The 5,185-nt window shown below is 60.6% G+C and carries 5 protein-coding genes; 3 read left to right on the forward strand and 2 right to left on the reverse strand.

Annotated elements, in window-relative coordinates; genetic code table 11:
• A partial coding sequence (locus DRB19_RS28820) for an adenylate cyclase (protein ID WP_114189381.1) occupies nucleotides 1-1,476 on the forward strand: 1,476 nt, incomplete at its 5' end.
• On the opposite strand, the gene DRB19_RS28825 is transcribed toward DRB19_RS28820, so the two are convergent.
• Entirely contained in the window at nucleotides 1,473-1,919 is a 447-nt protein-coding gene (locus tag DRB19_RS28825) for a YHS domain-containing (seleno)protein (RefSeq protein ID WP_114189382.1), read from the reverse strand. The genes DRB19_RS28820 and DRB19_RS28825 overlap by 4 nt on opposite strands.
• 591 nt (nucleotides 1,920-2,510) lie before the next feature.
• On the opposite strand from DRB19_RS28825, the gene DRB19_RS28830 reads away from it, so the two are divergent.
• A complete protein-coding gene (locus DRB19_RS28830) occupies nucleotides 2,511-3,506 on the forward strand; it encodes a sodium:calcium antiporter (RefSeq protein WP_114189383.1) in 996 nt (331 codons plus the stop codon).
• 132 nt (nucleotides 3,507-3,638) lie between these two features.
• Here the strand turns inward: DRB19_RS28830 and DRB19_RS28835 are convergent, their stop codons facing one another.
• Nucleotides 3,639-4,634: a Bug family tripartite tricarboxylate transporter substrate binding protein gene (locus tag DRB19_RS28835; RefSeq protein WP_114189384.1), complete on the reverse strand. Its 996-nt coding sequence runs from the start codon at nucleotides 4,632-4,634 to the stop codon at nucleotides 3,639-3,641.
• A gap of 159 nt (nucleotides 4,635-4,793) precedes the next feature.
• On the opposite strand from DRB19_RS28835, the gene DRB19_RS28840 reads away from it, so the two are divergent.
• Nucleotides 4,794-4,988: a hypothetical protein gene (locus DRB19_RS28840; protein WP_114189385.1), complete on the forward strand. Its 195-nt coding sequence runs from the start codon at nucleotides 4,794-4,796 to the stop codon at nucleotides 4,986-4,988.
• The last annotated feature ends 197 nt before the right edge of the window (nucleotides 4,989-5,185 follow it).

Consider the following 5,185-nt stretch of genomic DNA (forward strand, 5'->3'; position numbering starts at 1 on the left):
CAGGGCAAGCTTGACTGCGACTACGAATACCTCGGCGAACGCACGCTCAAGAACATGGAGCGGCCGGTGCGACTGTATCGCCTGCGAGTTGATGGGAGGTCCAGCGCACAGCTCACCCGCAGACGCGCAGGCTTGCTGGCCGCCATGGCTGTCACGCTCGCGCTTGCGGCGGGATCAGTGTGGCTCGGTGTTACCTCCGGGTGGAATTCTATCGGCCCTTTGTTCACTGGCAATGAGTTCACGAGGAACGTCGAACTCGGTGCGAGACCCACGATCGCCGTACTTCCATTTCAAAGCCAGAACACCGATCCAGAGCGCGATTATCTCGCCGATGGTTTGACGCAGGACATCATCAACGCGCTCGGCCGGTTTTCCGCGCTGACCGTGATCTCGTGGAACGCCGTTTTTCCTTACCAAAACAAGCCCGCGAGCCCCGGAGAGATCGCCCGTAGCCTGGCAGTGCGCTATCAGGTTGAGGGCACTGTACGCCGTGTCGACGACCGCCTCCGCGTCGCCGCACAACTCGTTGATGCAGGCGGCAGGGTACTTTGGTCGGCCCGCTTCGACGAGGCGATGATCGACATCTTCGCCTTGCAGGACAAGATTACGTCCCAGATCGCCGGAGCCTTGGCAATCGGCGTGACCCAGATCGAACAACGCCGCGTGTTGGCGAAGCCGACAGAAAGCCTTGCAGCCTATGATTACGTGCTCCGCGCACGGCCGGCTTTGCAGCGCCCAACGCGCGCGAACAACGCGGAGGCGCGCGCCCTGCTTAGACATGCCATTGAGCTGGACCCTAATTACGCTGCCGCTTACGCAGCACTCGCCGAAACCTATCACCTCGCGGCCTCAATGGGCTGGGCGGAGTCTCCGATTGCCTATCTGGGGCGCGCCGAGGAACTGGCACTCAAAGCGCTCAGACTTGACGATTCCGAAGTGCGCGCCCGCGTGATCCTCGGCCACATCCACCTTTTTCGTCAGCAATACCGTGAAGCTCAGACAGAGATCGACCGCGCTCTGACCATCAATCCCAACGACGCCCAGGGGCTCGCCGGGCGTGGCACCGTATTGTTGTGGCTGGGACAGACGGACGCCGCCATCGGGGCCTTGGAGCAGGCGCAGCGTATTGATCCCGAGCTCAATGGCGTCGACCGCTTTGCCCTAAGCCTCGCGTACTATTTGAGACGGCGATACCCCGCAGCCATCGAGCAGGCGGAACTTAATCTTCGCACGGCTAGCAGCGTAAACTCCAGCCGCATCGTGCTAGCCGCGGCCTATGCCCAGAACGACCAAGCTGAGGATGCCGCCCGTGTTGTCACGATGATACGCCGCGTGTTCCCGACCTTCGATCCGCATGAGTTCGGAACCAAGTTACTGAAGTCTGCCGATCTCGACCACTTGCGTGACGGCATGCGTAAGGCCGGCCTCTATCCGGGTACAGGCGATCCGCTGCCGGACCAGAAAATGAACCGCTAGTGTGCTTGAATGAGCGGGCGGTTCTGGTTGGCCTTGGCAACGTTGGCAGCAAGGTCCTGCTGGAAGAGCACGGGTCCCATCGGCGGTGGCTTACCGAAGATATAAAGCTTACCGTCGCTGATCAGCCAGTACTCCGGATTTGCCTCGTCGCGCTCGCCCAGTGCTAGCGCCATGGCACAGTAGTCTCCGAACTGCGGCGCGTAGCGAACGGGATCGGCCTTGAAGAGCTCGCGATGTTCGGCGCTCACGAAACGATAGCGGTGCTCATCCCATTCGAGCTCAAACTCCGGCAGCCCGCGCGTGGGCGTTCCCATATCAAAATAGGCGACCGGATCATAGCCCTTAATGGCCAGTGGCTTCCCGTCCGCGGCGAAGGAATAAGGCGCAAGCAAGCCGGCTGCAATGAGGATAAGGCCAGCATCTCGGCGTGAGAGCTTCGGCATGGGACTGTCCTCCCGGCGCGGCCTCCCTCGAAGCCAACGGGATCCATTATATACCCGCAGGCAGTCCTCCTCCACCTCGAAATCTCGGGGATCAGGGTAGCGGTAGTTCGGGATTGCCTGATCTCATTCTTCGTCGGGTTGCGGCACGCCTGTGATCCAAGCTCGAAGGCAGCAATCCTCATCGAACCGGACGTTACGAGAGCGCAGGAAATCTCGGTTCCTGACCCAGATCAGACCTTCCGGTCCCCGAAAGTCTCGCAAGAACACTCCGAGCCAAGCGTCTGCGAGAAAATCCTCAAGACGGGTTGGTGCACCAGAGTTGATCCCGCAAATCGCAACGAGCCACGAGCGTTCCAAAAGGATCCTTCTCTGCTATTTCCGTCCTTTTCGGTGAACCTTTCTGAGCATCGAAGCTTTAAGCGTGGAGGCAGATATGGAGACCCTTATCACGCAGGCGCTCGTGAACATCTCGGTCATGCTGGCCCTGGTTCTCGTGGGTGTACTAATGGCACGTCTGCTATGAACCTTTGGACACGCCTCGTTCCTCGGCGCAGCTAGTCATCCTCGTTCGACGGGAATCCACCTCTCATCATGCTTGCACTTGTCTTATGGCTCGCCGTTATCCCTGCCGGAATCGCTGTCATGCAATGGGGAGCGTCGTGCGCTGCTGATCTTCTGGAGCGAATACGCGACCGTTTTGCTTTGCCCGCGACCGCTGGCGGCGCGCTGATGGGCCTTGCCACCGCGTCTCCCGAAGCAGCCGTCAATGTCGCAAGCGTGGCATTCGGCTGGCCCGACTTAGGACTTGGCGCAGCCCTCGGGTCCAATGTTCCTGCTTTGCCCTTCGCCTTCGGCTTGGCCTATCTTGGGGGGTGCTATGCCGACCGCGGTACGAACAGACCATCCACCATCAGCGAGGACGGGACACCGACCGTCAAGCCACAAGCGGTGCCGGTTCAGGTTCTCCCGTATCTCGGCATTGTTCTGCTCCTTGCTTTGCTGACGTTGCCTCCGGCTTGGGCCGGCCTGCAACCCATCGACGGCGTTATCCTGTTCCTAGCTTGGGCCGCCTTCTTTGGCCGCGCCGTCTGGCGCAAGCCCTGGCGAAAACAGGAGCGCTCCTCTGCTCCGCTTGCTGCCAGAAAGACTGTTCTGTTGGGGCTTCCTGCGGCCGCTTTGGGTGCGCTCGCCAGCGTCTACGCAGCGCAAAAGGCTGGCAGTGCTCTCGGATGGTCCGATCTGGTAGTGGGCTTGTTTGCCATCGGGTTCCTGTGCGCCTTACCAGAGTCCTACTCGGCCTTCCGCTTCGCGCGGGACGGCAAGCCCACTTTGGCCGTTTCGGGGGCAACCGCAGACGGGATCGTCTCCTTGAGTATCGCGCTCCTACCGGCGGCCTTCATCGGAGCAACTGTCGGCAATTATGCTGTTTATGTTGTCAATGTTGGGTTCCTCATTGTTGTTCTGAGCCTCTACGCAGTCTTCAATCACAAACGACACGGACAGGAGCTTGGGCCGAAGTTCGTTGCTTTGTTTCTGGGGCTCTATGGTGGGTACATTGCCCTCATGGTGTGGGTGTTATCTGTCTAAGTCTACCAGGCCCTGACCTGCCTCCACCGCCTAAACTCCCGTATGCGGAGCAAAGCGGTTACTGATGGACCTCTGGGCGGACAATTCTTCGCCCTGAGGTTTGCTTTTGATGGAACCGATCCTGGAGACCGATCAGTCGATCTGGACGCCGGCTTCCTTCACGACTGGGGTCCATTTGGCGATCTCGGTCTTGACGTGCTCGCCTAAGGACTCGGGTGTCGATCCGACCACTGTGGCGCTGAAGGTCTTGAGCCGCTCCTGCACGGCCGGATCCTTCACGGCCTTGAGCGCCTCGGCATTCAGCCGGTCCACCACCTGCTTCGGGGTTTTGGGAGGGGCGAAAAGGGCGTTCCAGGTGTAGGTCTCATAGCCGGCAAGCCCGCCTTCAGCGATGGTGGGCATGTCTGGGAAGGACGGCACACGTTCCTTGGTGGTCACGGCGATGCCGCGCAGGGTGCCGGCCCGGATGAACTCGGAGGCTGACGGCAGGTTGTCGAACATGATCGGCACTTGGCCAGCCACCACATCGTTCAGGGCCGGTCCGGAGCCACGGTAGGCAATGTGCTGCATTGAAACCTTGGCCATGCTCTTGAACAGTTCTCCCGACAGGTGCAGCGGCGTGCCGATGCCTGAGGAGGCGTAGTTGTACTTGGACGGCTCGGCCTTCAGCAGCGCGATCAGCTCCGGCACCGTCTTGGCCGGCAGGCTGGGATGGACCACCAGCACGTTGGGCACGATGACCAGCAAGGATATCGGGGCAAAGTCCGTCACGGCATCGTAGGGCTTGCGCTTGAGCATGAGCGGGTTCAACGCATGCGTGGCCACGGTGCCCATCAGGATGGTGTAGCCGTCCGGCTCCGCCTTGGCGACGCGGGCCGCGCCCGTGCTGCCGCCAGCGCCCGCCACGTTCTCGACGATCACCTGCTGGCCCAAGCCCTCAGACATCTTCTGGGCAATGATGCGGGCGACCACGTCGGTGGAACCGCCGGCGGCGAACGGCACGACCATGGTGATCGGGCGGGTGGGGAAAGTCTGAGCGACGGCGGGGGCTAGGCCCAGAGCCGTCCCAGCCAGCAGTGCGCCGGGGGCGAGAAGAGCTTGGCGTCGAGTTATCGTGGTCACGGTCATGTCTCCAGGATTGGGTGGTCAGCGGCAGGGATACAGCTCCATGGCAGTCTCACATAACGAACACATGATCCATGTCCATGATCCAGACACCTGTGCGGAGCGCCCCTAAAAAGGCCTTGAACTGAGCCTTTGGACCTGCCAAGAGCCGAGCCATCACCGTTGGAGAACACAACGGCTACGGATCTTCTCACCGGCCTGGTCGGTCTCGCGATCGGGTTTGCCCTGATCTACATCATCCGCGGCAAGGATGGCCCCCGCTTCCTGCGGACCAGCAGTTGGCTCATCGTCTACCCGGTTCTTCCCCTGATGGCCTTCACGATCGGCATTGCTCAGTTGATCAGAGGGTTGCAGTAAGCTCAAACCGAGGCGGGAAGGATTCCATCCAGAGCCTTCTGCGAAATTCTTCTCATGGGCGCCTCCCGTACTCTCATGGGCGCCTCCGGTAAGAGTGTGAGTCTGGAAGGTCTCCTCCTAGCACGTTCCGGACAGGGTGCGAACTTCCGCTTTGGACAGTAACATCGGGTGTTCCTGTTAGTGAACGAATTTCACTA

The sequence above is a fragment of the Microvirga aerophila genome (genome assembly GCF_003332305.1).
Taxonomy (GTDB): Bacteria; Pseudomonadota; Alphaproteobacteria; order Rhizobiales; family Beijerinckiaceae; genus Microvirga; species Microvirga aerophila.